This window comes from Rhodococcus sp. NPDC056516 (assembly GCF_042794655.1).
In the GTDB taxonomy this organism is placed as follows: Bacteria; Actinomycetota; Actinomycetes; order Mycobacteriales; family Mycobacteriaceae; genus Rhodococcus_F.
Map to the genome: position 1 here is coordinate 299,887 of NZ_JBHTTG010000001.1, position 20,887 is coordinate 320,773.

The 20,887-nt window shown below is 62.8% G+C and carries 23 protein-coding genes; 13 read left to right on the plus strand and 10 right to left on the minus strand.

Annotated elements, in window-relative coordinates:
- Window positions 1-25: 25 nt before the first annotated feature.
- Complete coding sequence (locus ACFQ6Y_RS01320) at window positions 26-832, minus strand: alpha/beta fold hydrolase (protein WP_378628079.1); 807 nt, start codon at window positions 830-832, stop codon at window positions 26-28.
- 75 nt (window positions 833-907) lie between these two features.
- Between ACFQ6Y_RS01320 and ACFQ6Y_RS01325 the strand changes: the two genes are divergently transcribed.
- Entirely contained in the window at window positions 908-1,669 is a 762-nt protein-coding gene (locus ACFQ6Y_RS01325; RefSeq protein WP_378628082.1) for a DUF2127 domain-containing protein, read from the plus strand.
- On the opposite strand, the gene ACFQ6Y_RS01330 is transcribed toward ACFQ6Y_RS01325, so the two are convergent.
- Both ACFQ6Y_RS01330 and ACFQ6Y_RS01335 read right to left on the minus strand, forming a co-directional pair.
- Window positions 1,653-2,792 (minus strand): cation:proton antiporter, encoded by a 1,140-nt coding sequence (locus tag ACFQ6Y_RS01330; protein WP_378530744.1) that lies wholly within the window; start codon window positions 2,790-2,792, stop codon window positions 1,653-1,655. The genes ACFQ6Y_RS01325 and ACFQ6Y_RS01330 overlap by 17 nt on opposite strands.
- Window positions 2,793-2,799: 7 nt before the next feature.
- Complete coding sequence (locus ACFQ6Y_RS01335; RefSeq protein WP_378628085.1) at window positions 2,800-3,258, minus strand: hypothetical protein; 459 nt, start codon at window positions 3,256-3,258, stop codon at window positions 2,800-2,802.
- A gap of 149 nt (window positions 3,259-3,407) precedes the next feature.
- Between ACFQ6Y_RS01335 and ACFQ6Y_RS01340 the strand changes: the two genes are divergently transcribed.
- On the plus strand, window positions 3,408-3,854 hold the full coding sequence (locus ACFQ6Y_RS01340) for a cupredoxin domain-containing protein (RefSeq protein ID WP_378541880.1): 447 nt from the start codon (window positions 3,408-3,410) through the stop codon (window positions 3,852-3,854).
- A gap of 82 nt (window positions 3,855-3,936) precedes the next feature.
- A complete protein-coding gene (locus ACFQ6Y_RS01345; RefSeq protein ID WP_378628089.1) occupies window positions 3,937-5,742 on the plus strand; it encodes a CocE/NonD family hydrolase in 1,806 nt (601 codons plus the stop codon).
- Between the two features lie 18 nt (window positions 5,743-5,760).
- On the opposite strand, the gene paaI is transcribed toward ACFQ6Y_RS01345, so the two are convergent.
- The 4 genes from paaI to ACFQ6Y_RS01365 all read right to left on the minus strand — a co-directional run bounded on the left by paaI (window position 5,761) and on the right by ACFQ6Y_RS01365 (window position 9,256).
- Complete coding sequence (gene paaI, locus ACFQ6Y_RS01350; protein ID WP_378629777.1) at window positions 5,761-6,129, minus strand: hydroxyphenylacetyl-CoA thioesterase PaaI; 369 nt, start codon at window positions 6,127-6,129, stop codon at window positions 5,761-5,763.
- A gap of 66 nt (window positions 6,130-6,195) precedes the next feature.
- Window positions 6,196-6,507 (minus strand): EthD family reductase, encoded by a 312-nt coding sequence (locus tag ACFQ6Y_RS01355; protein ID WP_378628093.1) that lies wholly within the window; start codon window positions 6,505-6,507, stop codon window positions 6,196-6,198.
- A 6-nt stretch (window positions 6,508-6,513) separates the two neighbouring features.
- The gene (paaZ, locus tag ACFQ6Y_RS01360; RefSeq protein ID WP_378628096.1) at window positions 6,514-8,556 is read right to left on the minus strand and encodes a phenylacetic acid degradation bifunctional protein PaaZ; all 2,043 of its coding nucleotides are present in this window, start codon (window positions 8,554-8,556) and stop codon (window positions 6,514-6,516) included.
- Between the two features lie 88 nt (window positions 8,557-8,644).
- Window positions 8,645-9,256, minus strand: a complete 612-nt coding sequence (locus ACFQ6Y_RS01365; RefSeq protein ID WP_007730612.1) for a TetR/AcrR family transcriptional regulator — start codon at window positions 9,254-9,256, stop codon at window positions 8,645-8,647.
- Between the two features lie 107 nt (window positions 9,257-9,363).
- Between ACFQ6Y_RS01365 and ACFQ6Y_RS01370 the strand changes: the two genes are divergently transcribed.
- The 9 genes from ACFQ6Y_RS01370 (at window position 9,364) to paaK (ending at window position 17,016) form a co-directional block, all read left to right on the plus strand.
- The gene (locus ACFQ6Y_RS01370) at window positions 9,364-10,092 is read left to right on the plus strand and encodes an enoyl-CoA hydratase/isomerase family protein (RefSeq protein WP_378628100.1); all 729 of its coding nucleotides are present in this window, start codon (window positions 9,364-9,366) and stop codon (window positions 10,090-10,092) included.
- A complete protein-coding gene (locus ACFQ6Y_RS01375) occupies window positions 10,089-10,946 on the plus strand; it encodes a 3-hydroxyacyl-CoA dehydrogenase family protein (protein ID WP_378628103.1) in 858 nt (285 codons plus the stop codon). The genes ACFQ6Y_RS01370 and ACFQ6Y_RS01375 overlap by 4 nt, the downstream gene beginning before the upstream one ends.
- 27 nt (window positions 10,947-10,973) lie before the next feature.
- Window positions 10,974-11,759 (plus strand): enoyl-CoA hydratase-related protein, encoded by a 786-nt coding sequence (locus ACFQ6Y_RS01380; RefSeq protein ID WP_378628105.1) that lies wholly within the window; start codon window positions 10,974-10,976, stop codon window positions 11,757-11,759.
- 91 nt (window positions 11,760-11,850) lie between these two features.
- Complete coding sequence (paaA, locus tag ACFQ6Y_RS01385; RefSeq protein ID WP_378530763.1) at window positions 11,851-12,819, plus strand: 1,2-phenylacetyl-CoA epoxidase subunit PaaA; 969 nt, start codon at window positions 11,851-11,853, stop codon at window positions 12,817-12,819.
- Window positions 12,816-13,118 carry a 1,2-phenylacetyl-CoA epoxidase subunit PaaB gene (gene paaB / locus ACFQ6Y_RS01390; protein WP_378541892.1) on the plus strand — a complete coding sequence of 101 codons (303 nt, stop codon included), beginning with the start codon at window positions 12,816-12,818 and terminating at the stop codon, window positions 13,116-13,118. The genes paaA and paaB overlap by 4 nt, the downstream gene beginning before the upstream one ends.
- 29 nt (window positions 13,119-13,147) lie before the next feature.
- Window positions 13,148-14,065 carry a 1,2-phenylacetyl-CoA epoxidase subunit PaaC gene (gene paaC, locus ACFQ6Y_RS01395; protein WP_378628108.1) on the plus strand — a complete coding sequence of 306 codons (918 nt, stop codon included), beginning with the start codon at window positions 13,148-13,150 and terminating at the stop codon, window positions 14,063-14,065.
- Window positions 14,066-14,130: 65 nt separating this feature from the next.
- Window positions 14,131-14,589 (plus strand): 1,2-phenylacetyl-CoA epoxidase subunit PaaD, encoded by a 459-nt coding sequence (gene paaD, locus ACFQ6Y_RS01400; RefSeq protein ID WP_378532715.1) that lies wholly within the window; start codon window positions 14,131-14,133, stop codon window positions 14,587-14,589.
- Between the two features lie 4 nt (window positions 14,590-14,593).
- Window positions 14,594-15,673 carry a 1,2-phenylacetyl-CoA epoxidase subunit PaaE gene (gene paaE / locus ACFQ6Y_RS01405; RefSeq protein WP_378628111.1) on the plus strand — a complete coding sequence of 360 codons (1,080 nt, stop codon included), beginning with the start codon at window positions 14,594-14,596 and terminating at the stop codon, window positions 15,671-15,673.
- A 41-nt stretch (window positions 15,674-15,714) separates the two neighbouring features.
- Entirely contained in the window at window positions 15,715-17,016 is a 1,302-nt protein-coding gene (paaK, locus tag ACFQ6Y_RS01410; RefSeq protein WP_378628115.1) for a phenylacetate--CoA ligase PaaK, read from the plus strand.
- A 3-nt stretch (window positions 17,017-17,019) separates the two neighbouring features.
- Here the strand turns inward: paaK and ACFQ6Y_RS01415 are convergent, their stop codons facing one another.
- From ACFQ6Y_RS01415 to ACFQ6Y_RS01425, 3 genes are all read right to left on the minus strand, one after another.
- Window positions 17,020-17,643, minus strand: a complete 624-nt coding sequence (locus ACFQ6Y_RS01415) for a LysE family translocator (RefSeq protein WP_378628118.1) — start codon at window positions 17,641-17,643, stop codon at window positions 17,020-17,022.
- Window positions 17,644-17,863: 220 nt separating this feature from the next.
- The gene (locus ACFQ6Y_RS01420) at window positions 17,864-18,697 is read right to left on the minus strand and encodes a MurR/RpiR family transcriptional regulator (protein ID WP_378628120.1); all 834 of its coding nucleotides are present in this window, start codon (window positions 18,695-18,697) and stop codon (window positions 17,864-17,866) included.
- A 37-nt stretch (window positions 18,698-18,734) separates the two neighbouring features.
- On the minus strand, window positions 18,735-19,040 hold the full coding sequence (locus ACFQ6Y_RS01425; protein WP_378628124.1) for a putative quinol monooxygenase: 306 nt from the start codon (window positions 19,038-19,040) through the stop codon (window positions 18,735-18,737).
- Window positions 19,041-19,327: 287 nt separating this feature from the next.
- Here ACFQ6Y_RS01425 and ACFQ6Y_RS01430 point away from each other — a divergent pair, with 287 nt between their 5' ends.
- Complete coding sequence (locus ACFQ6Y_RS01430) at window positions 19,328-20,860, plus strand: amidohydrolase family protein (protein WP_378628129.1); 1,533 nt, start codon at window positions 19,328-19,330, stop codon at window positions 20,858-20,860.
- The last annotated feature ends 27 nt before the right edge of the window (window positions 20,861-20,887 follow it).

A 20,887-nucleotide genomic window follows, 5' to 3' on the forward strand; every position in this document is an offset into this window, starting at 1 on the left:
CTCATAGGACGCCGCGTCCAGCAGGTTACTGGGCGAAACTGCCGAGGAATCGTTGCAACAGTGGGTTGTACACCTCAGGGGCTTCCCAGAACGCTGCATGACCAACACCGGGAATCACGTGATACGTGCCCTCCCAGAGATTCGCGAAGGTCAACGACGCGACATACGACGTGTTCACGAACGGGTCCCTGGCGCCGTCGATCACCGCAAGTGGCACAGACGCCGTTGCAACCAGAGCCTTCTGATCCGATTCGCGGCCAGCTCCGAACGCGTCGAACATGATCTTGCGAGCGCGACCGTCCGTGCGTATCGCGGCGTCGAGGGCCGCCTGTTCGAAGGGAACTGCGGTCATCCGAGCGTAGAGTTCGGCTTCCCGTTCGGTGATGACCTCGGTACCGCCGATGGACAATCCGTCGCCGGCATTGAACGCGTCGCCAAGCGTCTCGGGATTGGCCGGCGGCGTACCGGTGATGACGATTCCAGCGAGCCCGGGGAACTTCGCGATCAACTCGAGGGCGATGTGTCCGCCCAGCGACCAACCGACAACCACAGCCCGTTCGACGGCGAGTTCGGTCAGAACATCGACGATGGCGTCGGCGTAGCCGTTCTGCGTGTACGCGGCTTCGGGGTCGCTCGCGTCCTCGGAATCACCGTGACCGAGTAGGTCCAGCGTGATCATGCGGTAACCGGCGGCCCAGTCGGCGTTGACCTGGTTGCGGAAGATGGAGCGGCTGGCCGAGTTTCCGTGGATGAAGACAACCGGGAAACCGTCGGTGGCACTGTCGTCGACGGCCATGACGCCATGCCGGGTTTCGATCTTGGTGGTAGTCATCGGAATCCTCGTCGTTCGAAGTGCACGGTCAGCGGGTATCCACGCTACCGGGCATATGCGGCATAGAGTTCACCCGTGGACTTCGCATTGCGCTCGTGCAGTTGGCACGGTCACGAGACCTACGCTCCGGACGAACCGGAACTGCGGGATCGACTACATGTGGATACTGCGGTGGGTCAGGCGTGGCGGTGCCTACGTTGCGGCAACTTCGTCCTGGGAGCGCCCCGAGCATCGGGACCGGCGGACGCCGCCCCCGAGGTTCCGCGGGGGAGGCTGCTTCGCGACAGGTTGATCATGCGACTTCTCGCCACCGAGAGAATGTTCCGCGCTCTGGGTTTGGTTCTTCTGGCGATCGGTGTGTTCAAACTCAGATCGTCGAAGGGACGCGTCGAGGACGCCTTCGAGAACGAGTTACCGTTGGTCAGACCATTGGCCCGTCAGCTGGGCTGGAACATCGACGATTCGAAACTGGTCCATCACATCGAGCAGGCATTTTCGTTGTCGTCGACGACGCTCACCTGGATCGCGATCGGTCTGTTGGTGTACGCGGGCCTTCAAGTCGTCGAGGCAGTCGGTCTGTGGATGGTCAAACGCTGGGGCGAGTACTTCGCGGTGGTGGCGACCAGCTTGTTCCTGCCCCTCGAAATCTACGAATTGACCGAGAAGATCACGTGGTTGAGGGCCGGGTTGCTATTGGTGAACATCGCTGCCGTCGTGTGGCTGATCTGGAGCAAGCGACTCTTCGGTGTCCGCGGCGGCGGCGCGGCGTATCACGCCGAACATTCGGAGGAGAGTTTGCTGACGGTGGAGCGGGCCGCGGTCAAGCAGGCTTCGTGAGACCAGCTTTCGACGCGGCGGCACCCGCCAGTGTTGCAGCACCGATCGTGATCATGGCGGCGAGGAGGATGGCAGCGGGTTCACCCTCGCCCATCACTCCCAGTTGGGTGCCCACCGTTACGGCGGCAACGGGTACCCCCAGTTGTGCGGCGGACAGCACTCCCAAGGGGAGAGGTAGGCCGAGGATTCGTATCGCTGCGTGAACTACGAGAGTTGCGCCGCCCAAGGCCAATCCGAGCCAGACGGCGGACGGATGGGTCACGAGGTCGCGCAGATTGATCGCCGCTCCCAGCCAGACGAAGAAGAGGGGAGCGAAGAAGCCGTCGGTGATCGCGAAGAGTTGTTTGGCGAGGCGGCGGGGTTCACCGATCGCGGCAAGAACGAGCCCGAAGGCGAAGCCCGCGAGCATGATCGACACGTGGGTACTCGACGCCAGCGCTGCAAGAGAGAAGAGGATCACGAGATTGATCCGGAGTTCGAGTGCAAACTTTCGTTTCTCTGAGAACTTGTGGAGCTTTCGCCAATGGCCGGAACGATGAAAAGCTCGCAGTACGAAGAACAAGGCAATTGCACACGCCGCCACCGCCAATGCGCCGAGGCCGGCGCGAGGGGCATTGTCGGGATCGATCACCAACGGCAGCGCGACAATGCAGACAGTATCCGCGATCGCGACCTGGGCCGTCATCTGCAGAACCGAGGTTCCTCCGAGCGCCAGCGAATCGACGATGGGGAGAATCAACGCCGCGGACGACGACGCGATCAGGACCGCGTACAGCGCGGCGTGACCGGTGCCGAATGCCGTCGCCGCACCGTAGCCGGCAACAACCGACAGGAGTCCGACGACGACCGAGCGAGCGGCACCCTTGCCTATTGCCGCCCGAACTGCAGGATCGCGGACCGGGACGTGCGAGCCGGCCACCATCATCGTGAGCGCGAACCCGATATCGGCCAGGAATGTGAACGTCCGGTCGGAGGAGTCGAGCAGCCCGAAACCGGTGACACCGAAGATGACACCGGCGGCGAGTTCGCCGACCACCACGGGGACATGCCAGCTGACGCGGGCGCCGAGCAGTGGGCCGAGAATGCCGGCCAGGGCGACGAGGGCAAGGATGCCGAAGGTCATCGACGACCTACGAGTTAACTGTCGAGGGTGCGATCTTCGCGGGGATGGCGGTGTTCTCGTCCACGTGGTAACTCGCACAGACACGGTGGTAGCCGTCGGCGATCTGCGCCGGTACTCCGGCGCGGAAGTCTCCCTGCACCAGCAGGATCGGTGACAGCGCGATCCCCTTGCGGATCTTCAACAGGTCGGCAGCCACGTGCGGGTTGTCGACCGGAAGCAGAGGGAGCCCAGCAGCCCGCAGGATGTCTTTGGCCTTCTTCGAGACCAGCGTCGCCGTCTTGAGGGCGTACACGAGAGCTTGGACCTGGACCGGTGTGGCGCCCAACTGGAGGTAATCGCGGGCCGCGGGGTAGTCGTGCTCGTCCGGTAGGTCCTTCCAGAGGACTGCGGGCGCCTTCGCCACGGGCGCTTTTGAAGCTACCGCCGCCTTCGTCTTGGCTGCCTTCGACGTTTTGATCTTGGCCATCTGTGCTGTGTCCTTCAGTTTCGGTCCGCGAGTGGAGGTGGTGCAGAAATCGTGCACTATCAGCGTCGCAGGCACCACATCGGAGCTGTTTGGCCCTCTAGGCGGCGGGTAATCAGCAGACTGCGGGGGAACGAGCAGGAGGCGAAGCAATGAAGCGGATTCTCGCGGTGCTCGCAGCGCTGATCCTGGCGGTGTTCGCACTGACCGCGTGCAGTGACAACGGTGATTCGTCGGGCAACGATTCGGCAGATCACAATGGCATGGCGATGACCAGCATGACGATGACGAGCAAGCCGACCAGCATGTCGATGCCGAGCATGCCCCTGGGTATGTCGACGCCGGGAGCGTCGTCGATGGGAATCGTGATCAGCGGCTTCGAGTATTCGACGCCGGAGTCGGTGATGCCTGGACAGGTACTGACCATTCAGAACAACGACACCGTCGAGCACTCGGTTACTTCCGATACCGCGGGGCTGTTCAACGAGGACATCGAAGCTGGCGAGACAGAAACCATCACGGTGCCGAACGAGCCCGGGACGTACACGTTCCACTGCACCTATCATCCGAGCATGCATGGCACCTTGACGGTCAAGTAGACGTCGACCCGGCATGGCGTGACTATTGCCGCGGACACTTCGGCGGCACGTACCCGATCAGGCTGGCGGAGAACAGGTCCGGGTGTACGGTTTTCAGGTGCGCCGGAGAATAGCGATCAGTGTCGTCACGCTCGTGGTTTGCGCCCTCGGCTTTTCGCCGCCGGCGCTCGCGGATTCACCGAACGGCTCGTATTCGTCACAGCTACTGTACTTCTCGGTCGATGTCGGGCCTGAACTCTCGACGCCGTGCACCGTCGTCGGTGAACTTTTTGTTCCCGACGGCGTCGACGCGGACAATCCGGCTCCCGCGATCCTGACCACCAACGGGTTCGGCGGTTCGTACAAGGATCAGATTCCCGCTCTGCAGAACTTCGCCGAGAACGGGTATGTCGGACTGACGTATTCGGGGTTGGGCTTCGGCGGCGCGAGTTGCAAGATCACACTCGACTCTCCCGCATACGACGGCGTCGCCGCTTCGCAGTTGGTCAGTTTCCTCGGCGGCAAAGAGGGGATTGCGTACACGGACCAGGCTCTGACACAGCCCTATCCGGCGCTCAATGCGGTGGTGCAGGACTCCGTCGACCACAACGGTGCACCGTCGACGAACGACCCGCGGGTCGGCATGACGGGTGGCTCTTACGGCGGTGGCATTCAATTCGCCGCCGCGAGTGTGGATCCCCGTATCGACACGATCATCCCCATGATCACCTGGAACGACCTCTCCTATTCCTTGGCGCCCAACAGCACCGGCATCATCTCCGGTGTGTCGACTGCTGAACCGGGAGCCGCGAAAGTGCTCTTTGCGTCACTGCTCTTCGGTGCCGGCATTGCAAACCCCGGTGTGGACGGTTACATCGCCGACCCCGCACGACTTCCCGGCTGCCCGAACTACGTGCCGTACATGTGCAACGCGATCGCCGAGGCAGTGGTGACTGGTGACATCGGACCCCAAGTAGTAAGTGAGCTCCGAGCGTCGTCGGTATCGTCGTTTGTCGACCGGATCAATATCCCGGTACTGCTTGCACAGGGACAACAAGACACCCTGTTCGATCTGAACGAGGCAACCGCGACCTACGACGCATTGAAAGCCCGTGGCGTGGACGCCAAGATGATCTGGCATTCGTGGGGACACAGTCACTTGGCTGCTGCGCCGGGCGAATTCAGCTTCTCCGCACCCGACGAAGACGCCCAGTACGAAACCGGTCGCTTCATGGACTGGTTCGATCACTACCTCAAGGACGAGAACACGGAGACCGGACCGGAATTCGCATACTTCCGTAACTGGATCGACTACGAGGGGAACGCGGCGCCGGCCTACGCGACGTCCGACACCATAGACGTCGGGACCGCCCGCTCCTTCCATCTGTCCGCTGACGGGGGGCTGCTGCCGGACGGCGCGCCGGCGGTACCTGGTTCGAAGACGATTGTCACTGCACCGGGTGGGCTCCCGACAGGCGTCGAGCCGCTCAATATCAATCCGGCCGGAAACATTCCGAGTGCACAGATTCCGGGGACCGAGGCGCTGTGGACCACTGCGCCGATGTCCGAGGCGATGGACGTGGTGGGCGCTCCCACCGTGACGTTGCGTGTCGCGGCACCTGGGCAGCCGGTGGTGTTCGCGAAGCTCTACGACGTGGCGCCGGACGGAACGTCGTCCCTGATCAACGGGCTCATCGCACCTGTTCGCATCAGTGACCCGTCGCAGCCCGTACCGGTGACGATGCCGGCGATAGTGCACAGATTCGAGCCGGGGCATTCCGTTCGCCTGGCAATCACCGGTGGCGACATCAGTTTCCGTGGGGGACTGCAAGGTATGCCGGTGACGATCTTTGCCGACGGGTCCGGCCCCCTCCAACTTCCCGTCGTGGGCCGATACACCGTGGGCTGATACACCGTGGGCTGAATTTCAGCGGGTGATGGTGCGACTGTCGCCGCGGAACTCGGCCACGACGGTGTCGCCGTTGCGAACGGTCACGTCGTAGATCCCACTTCGGCCGCCTCGAGCCTTCTCGGTGGCGATCGCGGTCAAGGTGTCGCCCAGACGGGTCGGACGCAGAAATCTGATGTCCGCGCGCGCTGCAACGGCTGAATCCTCGTAGCCGTTGCAGGCGAGCGCGAACGCGGTGTCCGCGAGCAGGAAAACGTAGCCGCCGTGTGTGATTCCGTGACCGTTCACCATGGTCTCACCCACAGTTACGGTCACGGTTGCGCTACCTGGCGCCAGTTCGGCAATCTCGATACCGAGCGCCCGAGACGCCTGGTCCGCGTCGAACATCTCTCGGGCGGTGATGCTTCCTGTGCTCACGAGACAACTCCTGTGGGATCGGAGAACTGCAGGGGTCTAGAGGACCGAGACAACTTCCTGGACGTACATGTCGACCGTGCCGGTGGCAAAGTTCGCAACGTCCTTACCGGCAGCGCCCATTTCCGGGGACTTCAGACCGCTCTGCATCGTCTCGAGATCGGGAAACACGAGGTTGGCGACGGCGTAGAAAACGGGGTCGGAGCCATCGAGTGTCGAGCACTTGCTGAAGGTGAAGTCCGACAACCCTGGAACCGCGCGGGCGAGCGGAATGTGGATGTCGTTGTAGTACTTGTCGAAAGCCTCCGGATCGGTGGGGCGTCCGTAACACACTGCTACGCGATAGGTCATGTGCTTTCAATTCCCTTCGGGGAGAGTCTTGGCTACCAGCGTCAGGACGTCGTACGTTGCGACTGGATCGCTGTCCTGGTTCGTCACGACGGCATCCCAACGAACTTCACCGTAGTCGGCGCTGCTGCGGGGTGTGATGGTCTTGGCTGTGAGGGTGACGGTCAGGCTGTCTTCGGCTTTGACCGGGGTCAGGAACCTGAGGTTGTCCACGCCGAAGTTCGCGAGAACCGGGCCGGGAGCGGGGTCGACGAACAGGCCGGCAGCGAGCGAGACAACCAGGTATCCGTGCGCGACGATGCCACCGAAAAGTGGATTCGCGGCGGCGGCAACCGGATCGGTGTGCGCGTAGAAGGTGTCACCGGTGAACTCTGCAAAATGATCGATGTCCGCGAGGGTGACCTGGCGCGGACCTCCGACAATCGTGTCGCCGATCTTCAACTCGGCAAGACTCTTTCGGAAAGGATGCTCGGATCCGACGGTGCGCTGTGAACCGGTGAACCAGCGCTCGCCGACCGCGGTGAGTACGTCGGGCGTGCCTTGAACTGCGGTGCGCTGCATGTGGTGTAGAACTCCGCGGATGCCACCCAACTCCTCACCTCCACCGGCGCGGCCGGGCCCGCCGTGTACGAGCACCGGGAGGGGAGAGCCGTGACCGGTTGATTCCTTGGCGTCGTCGCGGTTCAGGACGAGAACTCGGCCGTGAAAAGCTGCCAGGCCCAGTACCAGTCGACGTGCGACGTCCGTGTCGGCAGTTACCACCGAGGCGACGAGGCTGCCCTCACCGCGGGCTGCGAGCTCGATCGCATGATCGATGCCGCTGTAACCGATGACGGTGCTGACAGGCCCGAATGCCTCCACTTCGTGCACCTCGAGTGCATTGTCCTCGGCACGCAGGAGGATCGGTGAAAGGAAGGCTCCGGATCGGGCGTCGGCACCGACCACGTCGAGGTTCTCCGGGTCTCCGAACACGATGGTCGCCGACTTCGTCAGGCCGCGAATCGATTTCAGGACTTCGTCGCGCTGTTCGATGCTGGCGAGCGCACCCATCGTGACACCGTCGGTATCGGGGTGCCCGACGACCACCTTGCTCAGTCGCTCGGATGCGGCATCGACGACGGCGTCGACCAGGGAGTCCGGGACCAGTGCGCGCCTGATCGCTGTGCACTTCTGGCCCGCCTTGACCGTCATCTCGGTGACGAGTTGCTTGACGTACAAATCGAATTCGGGAGTTCCGGGTACGGCGTCCTCGCCGAGGATGGACGCGTTGAGTGAATCGGCCTCGGCATTGAAGTGGACACCCTTGCCGACGACGTTCGGGTGAGCGCGCAGTGTTGCTGCGGTATCGGCGGATCCGGTGAAGGCAACCGAATCCTGCCCGCCGAGGTGATCGAGGAGTCCGCGTGCGCTACCGGAGAGCAGTTGGACGGAACCCTCGGGGAGCAAGCCTGATTCGATGATGCGCCGGAAGACGAGTTCGGTGAGATACGCCGTGGAACTGGCAGGCTTGACGATGGACGGCACACCCGCGATGAATGCCGGCGCCAGCTTCTCCAGGAATCCCCACACGGGGAAATTGAAGGCGTTGATCTGCACGGCGACACCGCGACGTGATGTGTAGATGTGTTGCCCGAGGAAAGTTCCGCCCTTGCCCAGAGTTTCGACGTTGCCGTCCAGAAACACTGTGCTGTCGGGCAATTCGCGCCTAGCCTTGCTCGCGTAGCTCAGCAATGTTCCGAACCCGCCGTCGATGTCCACCCCGGAGTCTCGCGTCGTCGCCCCGGTGGCGGTGGAGAGTGTGTAGAACTCGGCCTTCCCTGCCATCAACGTGAGAGCCAGAGCCTTGAGTGCGCCGGCTCGTTCGTGGAAGGTCATCGCTGACAGTGCAGGCCCGCCGACGTCGCGTGCGTACGCAACCATCTCGGCGAGGTCGACGCCGGTGGCGGAGATCCGGGCCACCTCGGATCCGTCCACTGCACTCGGCAACGCGGTACCTGCGTCCGGTGCGGCGTACCAGCGACCGGCTACATAGCTTTCCAACAGTCTGCTCACGACAACTCCATCTCACCGTACGTTCGGTCGGTAATTACGATCGCCCGGCAACGCCGCGTTGTCAAGGATTCGGCAGAACTGCCTGGAGTCAGGCCTTGCGAAGTCCGTCGAAAGTGACAGCGACGACCGCGTCGGCGATGTCGGAGACGGACTCACCTGCTCGGGGTTTGTACCACTCGATCAGTGAGTTGACGGTGCCGAACATCAGCTTGCTGGCGAGGGCGGGTTCGATGTCCGGACGCAGGTCGCCCTCCGCTGCGGCGGACGCGACGAGGCCTCCGACGAAGTTGTCGAATTCGCGTCGACGAGCGAGTGCGGCGCGCTCGACCGTCGTGTTGCCACGGACGCGTAGGAGCAGGGTGACGTACGGAAGCTCTGCGACCAGCACCTCTACGCTGCGCCGGACCAGGTACTCGAGCCGGTCGATGTACGGACCGGTGGTGGCGCCCTCTTCGGTCGTGACCGCAAACAGGGCGTTGAGTGCACGCGAAAGGGCGAGTTCGAGAAGTTCTGACTTTCCAGACACGTGGTGGTAGATCGAGGACTTCGTGATGCCGAGTTTCTTGGCGAGCACCTCCATGCTGGCGCCGTCGTAGCCCTTGTCGTTGAACACCTTCACGGCCACGGCGAGGAGTGAATCGAGGTCGTAGCCGGGACGTCCAGGGAGGCCGGTGCGTCGAGTGGGGCGTGCCGTAGTCATGTCCCCATCTTCTCAGTTCGGGCAAAGCTGTGCACCATCCTCGTTCCCACCCTTGCCAAACGACCGAATGTTCGGTTACTAATGTAGAAGAGCGAGAAGGAGTGAATGTGAACACCCTGCACGTGGACGAGCGCGAGGATCGCGTCGTGGTCACCCTCGACAGACCCGCGCAACGCAATGCGATCAACGCGGAAATGATCGACGAACTGCATCAGGTTTGTGGACGCCTCGAACGGGATCCGAAGCTGCTCCTGCTTGCTGGGCGCGGGGACCACTTCGCGGGCGGCGCTGACATCGCGGAGCTCCGCGAGCGCGGACGAGAGGAAGCGTTCGCGGGTATCAACCGCACGCTGTTCGACCGCATCGGAAAGCTCCCGCTTCCCACCGTGGCCGCCGTGAGCGGCTTCGCGCTCGGCGGTGGGGCAGAGTTGACCTACGCCTGCGACATTCGCATCGCTACGACGACGGCGGTCTTCGGTAATCCCGAGCCCAATCTCGGGATAATGGCGGCCGCCGGCGCCAGCTATCGGCTGCCGAAGCTCGTCGGCGTCTCGATCGCGAAGCAGGTGCTCCTCGGTGCCAGGAACCTCGACGCCGAGCAGGCGCTGCGAGCGGGGCTTGTTGTCGAGGTGACCGAACCGAAGTGTCATGTCGACGCTGCACATAAGCTGCTCGACCGCATTTCCCGACTGTCCCCGCTGGCGCTGCGATTGACCAAGATCATCGTCGATGCGCCGGGATCGCATCCGTTTGCCGACGACATCGCCCAAGCCGTTCTGTTCGAGAGTTCGGACAAGCGCGATCGCATGAAGGCCTTTCTGGAGAAGAAATCATGACTGAAGCAGTTGCACCGAAGGCCGTCGGCGTCATCGGCGGTGGACGCATGGGTGCAGGTATCGCCCAGGTGTTCGCCGCGCTCGGCGGGGTGGTCACCATCGCGGAGAGTGGAGACGCCGAGGCCGCGTTGCAGCGTGTGTCCACCGGCCTCGATCGAGCCCAGGAGCGAGGGAAGCTCGGCGGCCAGGACACCGCGACGGTGCTGGCGCGCGTGAGCGTCGTGAACGCAGTGACCTCCTTGCCGGCGTCGCTCGACCTGATCGTCGAGGCGGTCCCGGAAATCGCGGCGCTCAAGGTCGAGGTTCTCGCCGCTGCCGAAACCGTTGCCGGAGAACACACCGTGATCGCCAGCAACACCAGTTCCATGTCGATCGCCGAACTCGGCGCAGCACTGACGGACTCGGGACGGTTCATCGGTATGCACTTCTTCAATCCAGTCCCGGCGTCGCAGTTGGTCGAGATCGTTCGGGCACCGCACACCCGCCCCGAGGTGGTCGACTCGGTAAGAGCATGGGTGTCGATGCTCGGCAAAGCCGAGGTGCTCGTCAACGACTCACCTGGCTTTGCGACCAGCCGGCTTGGTGTCGGCCTTGGGCTCGAAGCCATTCGGATGCTCGAAGAGGGTGTAGCGGACGCGGAATCCATCGACCGCGCAATGGAACTGGGGTACCGGCATCCGATGGGGCCGCTGCGTTCGACGGATCTTGTCGGGCTGGATGTTCGCCTGGCGATCGCCGAGCACCTCGCGAGCACGCTCGGTGATCGATTTGCTCCACCGGCACTGCTGCGGGAGAAAGTCGCTCGCGGCGAGTTGGGGCGCAAGAGCGGACAGGGTTTTCACACGTGGAACTGAACCGAACCGCCTGCGAAGGGAACATCTATGACTGACGTGATCCGCACGGAGATCGAGCAAGGTCTGGCGACAATCACTCTCGACCGGCCGAAGGCCGCCAATGCCGTCAACGGCGAGATGAAGGCTCAGCTACTCGAAGCGCTGCTGAAGGTCCACGCGGACGCGGACGTGCGAGCCTTGTTGATTCTCGCCGAAGGTAAGAACTTCTGCGTCGGCCAGGATCTCGGCGAGCACGCGGCAGCTCTGAACGCTGATCCCGCGCACGCGATGGACACCGTCGAGGCGCACTACAACCCGATGGTCACGGCGCTGTCGACGCTCTCTGTCCCGGTGGTGGTGGGCGTCGGCGGCGCTTGCGTCGGGGCCGGGTTGGGAATTGCTTTGGCCGGAGACATCCGGGTGGTCGGGGCTCATGCGAGCTTTGCGACGGCATTCACCGGCATCGGTTTGGCGAGTGACTCCGGGCTCAGTCATGCGCTCGTGCACGCGCTCGGACCGAGCCGTGCCAGTGGCCTGATGTTGCTCGGCGACAAGTTCGACGCGCAGAGTGCGTTGGAGTGGGGATTGGTCCATCGGGTGGTGGCCGACGAGGACGTTGCCGCCGAGGCTCGCTCGGTTGCCCGTCGACTTGCCGACGGACCCACCGCCGCCTTCGCGCACGTGAAATCACTGATCAGGGCTGGCGCTCCCGGGCTTCCCCAGGCGCTGGAGGCCGAGGCGAGTGCGCAGGTGGAGTTGGGTGCCACGGCAGATCATCAAGGCGCTGTCGCGGCGTTCCTGTCGAAGCAGAAGCCGGTTTTCGCGGGCCGCTGATTCGATTGCGCTGAAAGATTCTCTTGTGTGCTGGGACACCTCGGTGCATACTAGTTACCAACCGATCATTCGGTAATAAAAGGTAGGTACGATGACCAACGTGGAAGCTCCACAAGACCTGCAGAACTTGTTCGACGAGACGATCGCGGCAGACCAGCGCATCGAGCCTCGCGACTGGATGCCGGACGGCTACCGCAAGACTCTGATCCGTCAGGTTGCCCAGCACGCGCACTCCGAGATCATCGGGATGCAGCCCGAAGGAAACTGGCTCACCCGGGCGCCGTCGCTGCGACGCAAGGCGATCCTGATGGCGAAGGTGCAGGACGAAGCCGGGCACGGTCTGTATCTCTACTCCGCGGCCGAGACGCTCGGTGCCGATCGCGGCGATCTGACCACCAAACTGATCGAGGGAAAGCAGAAGTACTCCTCGATCTTCAACTACCCGACACTGACCTACGCCGACGTGGGAGTGATCGGCTGGCTGGTCGACGGAGCCGCCATCTGCAATCAGGTTCCGCTGTGCCGCAGCTCCTTCGGGCCGTATGCACGCGCGATGATCCGTGTGTGCAAGGAGGAATCGTTCCATCAGCGGCAAGGCTTCGAGTTGTTGGCGACGATGATGCGAGGCACGGACGCTCAACGCGCGATGGTGCAGGAAGCCGTCGACCGCTGGTGGTGGCCCGCCCTGATGATGTTCGGACCCCCGGACGACGAGTCGCCGAACACCGAACAGTCGATGAAGTGGCGCATCAAGCGACACACGAACGACGAACTGCGACAGCGATTTGTCGACATGTCGATACCGCAGGCCGAAGTACTCGGTGTGAGCTTCCCCGATCCCGATCTGCGCTGGAACCCCGAACGTGGTGCACACGATTTCGGTGAGCCGGACTGGAATGAATTCATGGACGTGGTCCGCGGTAACGGTGCGGCCAGCGTCGAGCGGATCGCCAATCGGAAAGCTGCCCACGACAACGGGGCCTGGGTCCGTGACGCCGCCTACGCCTTTGCACAGCGCGAGAGAGTCGCGCACGATCTCACGACTGGGGAAACATCATGAGCGAAAACGATCAGGTACGGGGCGAATGGCCTTTGTACGAGGTGTTTCTGCGGGGGAAGCGCGGACTGAACCACGTGCATGTCGGGTCCCTGCGTGCGGCAGACGATCAGATGGCCATACGCCACGCGCGCGACGTCTACACCAGACGTAACGAAGGCGTGAGCATCTGGGTCGTGCCTTCCTCGAACATCGTTGCTTCGAGTCCGGCGGAGAAGGATCCGTTCTTCGCACCGAGCGGGGACAAGGTCTACCGGCACCCGACCTTCTACGACATCCCGGACTCCGTTCCCCACATGTGAGACTCCACTTCGACTTCGAGGACCAACAGATGAACGATCACGACAGTGCCTACGACGGCCTGGTCGACGGCGACGGCCACGGTCAGTGGGCGTTCGGAACCAGCTTCGACGACCCCCTCGCCGGAGTCGACACCACGGTGCCGGATGACGTCGATCTCGGTGCTCTGGCGCGCTACTGCCTCATGCTCGGCGACGACGCGCTCGTCAGTTCGCAGCGCCTCGCCGAATGGTCTACGCGGGCACCGGAACTCGAAGAAGAGGTAGCTCTCGCCAACGTCGGCCTGGATCTGATCGGACAGGCCAGGCTGCTGCTGGCTCGCGCAGCAGCAGCCGATTCCACTGTGGTTCCGTTCATCTCGGCCACGTCGCCCGTGCCGGCTGAAGATGCGCTTGCGTTCTTTCGTGATCAGTTCGGCTTCCGAAACGTGAGACTGGTGGAGCTCGCCAACGGTGACTTCGCGCACACGGTCGTTCGGCTCCTCGTGTTCTCGACCTGGCGGCTGGCGCTGTTCGATCGGCTCCGCACGTCGCGGGACCCGGTCCTCGCGGCCGTGGCGAACAAGGGCGTGAAAGAACTGACCTACCACCGCGACTACGCGGCAAGATGGGTCGTCACCTTGGGTGCCGGCACAGCAGAATCCAAGCGTCGGTCCACCGCCGCCCTGCTCGAGATCTTCCCTTTCGTGGACGAGCTCTTTGTTCCCACACCGGACGAACTCGTCTTGGCCGAAGTTGGTGTCGGAGTGGATCCGCGCACTGTTCGGCCGGAGTTCGACGCCGTACTTGCCCAGGTCCTGCACGCTGCCGGAATGGAAGAGCCCCCTGCACGTTTCTCCGGTTTCGTCGGCGGCCGCGGCGGGCGTGCCGGACTGCACACCGGGGCGCTGGGGCTGCTTCTCGCCGAAATGCAGAGCGTTGCTCGGGAGCATCCGGAAGGGGTGTGGTGACCGTGACTGCCACTACCGTCTCTTCCACTACTGTCTCTTCCGCGCAGGAGATCGTCGCCTCGGTGATGGATCCGGAGATGCCACTGTTGACCTTGGCCGATCTCGGCGTCATCCGATCGGTCGACGTCGACGCGAACTTCGTCTGTGTGACAATCACTCCCACCTATTCCGGGTGCCCCGCCATGGCAACGATGCGAGACGACATCGAGCACAAACTGACCGACGCGGGGTACGGCAGCGTCCAGATCAAGACTCAACTGTCGCCGCCCTGGAGTTCGGATTGGATCAGCGAAGAGGGACTGGCGAAACTGCGGACGGCCGGGTACTCGGTGCCGGGGGCCGCGCCGCGTCGCACCTCCGGCCCGATCGCCTTGACCTTGACGGCCAAGCCGCGCGACATCCTGTGCCCCCAGTGCGGTTCGGCAAACACCAGACTGAGTTCGGAATTCGGTGCGACCCTGTGCAAAGCGCTCTATCGCTGCCTCGACTGCCTCGAGCCGTTCGATCACGTGAAGGAGATCTGAACAGATGAGTACCGCAACGACGAACCGGAACAAACCCTTTCACCCGTTGACGGTGGCAGATGTCGAATCACTGTGCGACGACGCAGTTGCCGTCACCTTCGACGTACCCACCGACATCGCCGATCAGTTCGACTTCGGCGCCGGGCAGTCGCTGACACTGCGGCGGATGATCGACGGCGTCGAGCACCGTCGTTCGTACTCGATCTGTGCACCGGTAGGGGCGTCTCCCCGGGTGGGGGTCCGCGAAGTAGCGGACGGACTCTTCTCCACCTGGCTGGTGCACGACGTGAAGGCCGGGGATCAAATCGACGTGCAGGGCCCCTCGGGCAATTTTGTCGCCGATCCCGCATTGGGAGGACGACACGTTCTTATCGCAGCAGGTTCCGGCATCACGCCCATGCTGTCCATCGCTGCAACACTTTTGGCGAACCCCGAGGCCGATGTCACCCTGCTGTACGGAAACAGACGTACGCGCTCGGTGATGTTCGCCGAAGAGATCGCCGACCTGAAGGACCGGTACGGTGCGCGTCTGGACGTCATTCACGTTCTCTCGCGCGAGCCGCGGGAGGTCGAGTTGTTCTCGGGCCGTCTCGACGCCGACCGGTTGCGTGAGATCTTCACCTCTCTGGTTCCCTGCGACCAGGTCGACGGCTTCTGGTTGTGTGGCCCGTTCGGGATGGTCAACGACGCCCAGGAAGTGCTGGCCGGCTTGGGAATTGCAAAGGACCGCATTCATCACGAGCTGTTCTATGTCGACGATGTCGCGCCGCCGGTCGCCGTGCATCGGGAGCCCGGAATAGCCGGGCCAGGCAGTGAAGTCACCATCACGCTCGACGGTCGATCGACCACCGCGACACTGCCGCGAGATCAGTCGATTCTCGATGCAGCGGAACAGTACCGATCGGATCTGCCCTTCGCGTGCAAGGGCGGAGTCTGTGGCACCTGCCGTGCCAAGGTCACCTGCGGTGACGTCGAGATGCGAAGGAACTACGCACTCGAAGACTACGAAGTCGACGCGGGTTTCGTGCTGACCTGCCAGACCTTTCCTGTCGGTGAACAGATAACAGTCGATTTCGACGCCTGACCGCCCGCACAGCGCCCTCACTGAGCCCACCGGAGACAATCATGACCGAACTCGTCACTGCTACATCGCAAGACATCGAATTTGCCAGTCGGGACCGCATTTCGACGCTCCAACTCGAGCGGATGCAGTGGTCCCTGATGCACGCGTACACAAATGTTCCGCACTACCGCAAGGCGTTCGACGACGCCGGCGTTCACCCGAGTGACTTGAAGGACCTGAGCGATCTCGCGAAATTCCCCTTCACCACGAAAGCGGATCTGCGCGAGAACTATCCGTTCAAGATGTTTGCGGTGCCCCAGGACCAGGTTTCGCGGATTCATGCGTCGTCGGGAACCACCGGACGCCCGACGGTGGTGGGATACACGAGCAACGACCTGAACAACTGGGCTGATCTCATCGCACGGAGCCTCTCGGCCGGCGGCGTCCGATCTTCGGACAAGGTACACGTGGCTTACGGATACGGCCTGTTCACCGGCGGGCTGGGAGCCCACTACGGCGCGGAGCGATTGGGCTGCACGGTCATTCCCATGTCCGGTGGCATGACCGAGCGGCAGATCCAGCTGATCGAGGATTTCGAACCCGACGCCATCATGGTGACTCCGTCGTACATGCTGACCATCGTGGATGCGATGATCAAGAAGGGTGTCGATCCCTCCAAAACCTCGCTGCGCGTTGGAGTTTTCGGAGCGGAACCGTGGACCGAACAGATGCGGACCGAGCTGGAACAGCAACTCGACATGCATGCCGTCGACATCTACGGTCTCTCCGAGATCATGGGCCCGGGTGTGGCGATGGAATGTGTGGAAACCAAAGACGGGCTTCATATCTGGGAGGATCACTTCTACCCGGAGATCATCGATCCGATCACGGGCGAGGTGCTGCCGGACGGCGAGGAAGGTGAGCTGGTTTTCACCTCGCTCTCCAAAGAGGCGCTGCCGATCATTCGTTACCGCACCAGGGATCTGACCCGACTGTTGCCCGGCACGGCGCGCTCGATGCGAAGGATGCAGAAAGTCACCGGCAGGACCGACGACATGATCATCCTGCGCGGAGTCAATCTGTTCCCCACGCAGATCGAAGAACTGATCCTGACCGTCCCTGCCCTGGCGCCCCAATTCCAGTGTGTACTGGACCGTCCGGGCCGAATGGACACCCTGACGGTTCGCGTCGAGGCCCGCCCTGATGCAGCGGTCTCGGATCACGCGGCAGCGTCTTCCGCGTTGCAGAAGCTGGTGAAGAACAAGATAGGAGTCACGGTCGAGGTGAACGTCCTCGAACCCGGCGGACTCGAACGTTCGATCGGCAAAGCGCGTCGCCTGATCGACCAGCGTCCGAAGGGCTGAAGACTACTCGAGCGCCATGCGGGTGGCGAAGATTCCGAGAATGCCACCCGCAAGCCACTTCTGAGCGCGCATCCACACCGGACGTGCCATGAGGAAGGTCGACACGGCTGCCGCACTGCAGACGATCAACGCGTTGACGGTGACTGCCACCAGGATCTGTACTCCGCCGAGTATCAGCGCTTGCTGCCAGACGGGGCCCGCAGAGGGATCGACGAACTGGGGGATGAGCGCCGCGTACATCAGCGCGATCTTGGGATTGAGCAGGTTGGTGGTCAACCCCATCCCGAACAGACGACCGCTGCCGTGGCGATCGACTTCGCCCACCTCGAAAGCGGACTTGCCACCCGGTCGTAGCGTCGACCAGGCGAGATAGGCGAGATACAGGGCGCCGCCGATCTTCACGGCGGTGAACACCGTGGGTACGGCGAAGAGAACCGCCGTCAACCCGGCACACGTCGCGGCGAGGTAGACCAGAAACCCGGTCGCGACGCCGCCGAGTGAGATCAATCCTGCTCGTCGGCCCTGACTGATGCTGCGGGACACCAGGTAGATCATGTTGGGGCCCGGTGTCAAAACCATCGCGAGGGCGATCAGCGCGACTCCCGTCATCGACCCTGACGTGATCATGTCGGTCTCCCACTACTCGGTCTGGTTGCTTTCTCGGCAGTTGCCCAGACGAGTACACAAGGGGTTGCGGTCGCGCGCCAAGGTCCAGTTCGCAGACAGTGGTCCGGTGTAGGGGCTCTGTGCAGAACCCCTACCTTTCTCCCGAACCCGACCATCGCGAAAGAATCTCTACTGCATTCTGTTCGGGAGTGTCTTCGGGATTGACGTCAGACATCTCGACTCAGTCTCGGTCATCCATGAGATCAAGGTCGTTCCATACCTTTTGGACCAGGCCGGCAGCGTGATTACTGTCGGCGTCGCGGAGCTCGCCAAGCACGGCCTGCACCGCAGCCACCATTGCGGTGACCGAGACCGAACCGTCGATGCCCTCGATGGGAGAGACGATCAGGTGTGTGGCGTCATCGGCCAGGCGAGATGAGCGCAGGTCGGTGAGGACGCAGACGGTGGCGCCGCGTTCGCGGCCCATGCGCGTCAGTCCGCGCAAGGTCCGGGTCAGTCTCCAGACGTTGATGACGACCAGACAGTCGGTCTCACCGAGGCTGTTGACTTCGATCGCCTGGGTCGTCGGGTGGCCGAATGAGAGCTGGATGTCGTGGCCGTAGATCGTGCCGAGCGTGCCGAGAACTTGTGCGGGTGCGGCGCCGACTCCGGAAGTGATGACGAGTGTCCGGCGGGATCGTTTTATGGCCCCCGCGATGGCCCGGATAGCTGCTAGGTTCGACTCGGTGGCGAGTGCGGCGATGTTCGCGCTGTCCTGGCGGAACAGCTGTGTGGCCTCGGTCGGCTCGGTGGTGGTGGTGCCGTTTCCCGCGGCGACTTTGCCGAGGTAAACGGCGCGCAACTCCTCACGCAACTCTTGCCATCCAGCAAAGCCGAGTTGTTGTGCGGTGCGTACCACGGTGGATACGTTGACGTCGGCGCGTTCGGCGACCTCGCGGGCAGAAGAGTACGTGGCGAATTGGGGCGCTCGAACCAGGACGTTGACGACTTTCTTCCCACCGAGGCTGAGCGTATCGCGCCCGTCCCTGTCCGCCAGCCATTCCTCGATTGCCACGTCGTCTCTTCCCGTTGGAGTGGCCAACCGAGTGGAGTCATGATTCCCGGTCGGTGTGGTGCACGACGTGGAACCGGTGTGAGCGTGTGCTGTCTCCGGAGTCGAAGAACGACGCCATGCTGCGACCGAATTCCAGGCGTACCGGCGAATTCTGCCACACCGTGTAAGCCGAATCGTCGGGCCACAGTGCAGTGACAACCAAAGCGGTCGGGTTGTCCTCGGCGACCATGACTTGCGTCGACAGAGCGCCCGAGGCTTCGAGGACACCTGCCTCTCGGTAGAACGTGATCAAGTCCTCGATCCGGCCTGCGGTGGGTTGCAAGGTCAGCACTGAAAGAATCATGCATCAATTGTTGCATATCATTCGATTTGCATCTAGTGTTTGGAATCACTTCATTGGGATGGTGTCGTGGCACCTCGGGGTGTTGGTTGTCCGCGCAGTCCGACCCAACTGATTTCGGCCGCGTCGTCCGGCTGAACCTGCTCGCGCACAATGCAAATCGATGCTCGGTGGTTGCGGAGTTCACCTTGGGCTCTTGCTGTGGAGTGCGTGTGGGTCGCAACAGACTTCAACACACGCGGAGCTGCCGCCCAGCGTTCTTCTTCCGCATATCTCGAGAGAGGCAACACATGTCGAACACGTCCTCCCCGATCATCGCGTCCGGAACCGAAGGGAGTCTCGGCCGCGGGCCGTACAAGCGACTGGTGCTCCAGAACGTCACTGTCATCGACGGATCCGGAGCACCGCCCTACGGACCTGCCGACGTCGTAATCGAGAAGGACCAGATCCGCTCGATCAACTCCGCCGGCCGAAACACCGACATGACCCAGCACGGGCGAATTACCGACTCCTACGCCGAGGTGCTGGACCTCAGTGGTCACTACGTCCTTCCGGGTCTCATCGACTCACACGCCCACATAGGCTTCTCGCATCAGGGGCCGGGAGCCGACTACATCTATCAACTCTGGCTCGGGCACGGAATTACCACGGTCCGTGAGCCCGGCGCGATAGTCAATGGCGTTCCGTTCACACTCGACGAAGCTGCCCGCAGCGATGCCAACGAGATCACCGCACCTCGCATCGTCACCTACGCCGCCTTCGGGGCTGGGCGCGGCGAACCGTTTCGCACCCCGAAAGACGCCGAGGAGTGGGTCTCTGCGCAAGCCGATGCCGGCGCGGCCGGAATCAAGTTCTTCGGCGCTCCACCGGAAATCTTCAAGGCAGCCATCGAGGAGGCAACGCGTCTGGGCCTGGCCACCGCGTGTCACCACGCCGTCAGTGACGTCGCCCGCGTCAATGCTCTGACCACTGCACGCTGGGGTCTCACCAGCATCGAACACGGCTACGGGCTACCGGAATCAATGTTCGCAGACCGTCGGGTTCAGCGCTTCCCCGCCTCCTACAACTACAACAACGAGCACGATCGTTTCGAACAACTCGGACGGCTCTGGCACGAAGCAGCCGAACCGGGCAGCCGCGTCTGGGATGAAACCATCGACGAGCTTGTCGCTCTCGGAACCGCGATGGATCCCACTCTGGTCGTCTACGTCGCCTCCCGCGATGCTGCGCGGGCCCGCGGTCGTGAGTACCACCGCGACTACACCGCCCCACAAGCCTGGCAATTCTTCCAGCCGCATCCTGAGACTCACGGCTCGTACTTCACCGACTGGGGCACCGAGGAGGAAGTCGCTTGGAAAGAGAACTACCGCCTGTGGATGACTTTTGTCCGAGACTTCTACCACCGTGGTGGTCTACTCACCGCCGGTTCTGACGCAGGCTTCATCTACAACCTGTACGGGTTCGGTCTCATCGAGGAACTGGAGCTACTGCGAGAGGCGGGACTGACGGCCCTCGAAGTGCTCCAGTGCGTCAGCTCCAACGCCGCAACCCTTTTGGGACGAAATGATCTCGGGATCGTCGAGCCGGGGAAGCGCGCCGACCTGCTCGTCACCGCCGAAAATCCTCTTGCCAACCTCAAGACTCTCTACGGTCACGGTCACCTGCGCCGTCAACCCGACGGCACCATGGCTCGCGTCGGTGGGGTTCGCTACACGATCAAGGACGGCATTGTCTTCGACGCTGCGAGCTTGCGTGCCAACGTCCGCGACATGGTGGCCACTGAGCGTGAACGCCTGGGAGTCGATGCGCCCTACACTCCCTGACGCAAGTCTCGAGTGCAGGGAATCGCC